The organism is Stenotrophomonas sp. 01N47, from assembly GCF_056399165.1.
This window is the reverse complement of the sequence record NZ_JBFTQU010000090.1, coordinates 1-391: the sequence shown is the minus strand read 5'-3', so window position 1 is coordinate 391 and position 391 is coordinate 1. Positions and strand designations below refer to the sequence as shown.

Below are 391 nucleotides of genomic sequence, written 5' to 3'. Positions count from 1 at the left end.
CCGAACAGCAGCACGAAGCCGTCGGAGTCGCGGCTGTAGGCCGGCTGGGCGGGCGTCGTGCCCGAGGCCGGCACCGCCGGGTTCAGGATGTCGTAGTTCTTGGTGTTGCCGGTCAGCGAGACGTACAGCGCCGTGTCCGGGCTGATCGCGTAGTCGGCCTTCACGCCATAGAAGAACTCGTCGCGGTCGCGGGTGTCCTGCTCGACCACGCCGCCGCCCCCGTTCACGCCGTCCTCGTAGTCGAACAGCTTGCTCTCGAACTTGCCGGTCAGGCGCAGGCGGTTGAACTCCTTGACGCCGGTCAGCGAGGCCGTGGTCAGGTCGTACTGGATCGGCTTGGCGGCCGACAGCGGCGAGGTCGGGGCCGAGCGCGGCTCGGTCAGCTTCTGGG

Annotated in this window: 1 protein-coding gene; it reads right to left on the bottom strand. The window is 68.8% G+C overall.

Features of this window, described 5'->3' with window-relative positions; all coding sequences use genetic code 11:
- The coding region (locus AC1DKR_RS21355; RefSeq protein WP_478035198.1) for an outer membrane beta-barrel protein at window positions 1-391 on the bottom strand (391 nt) is incomplete at both ends.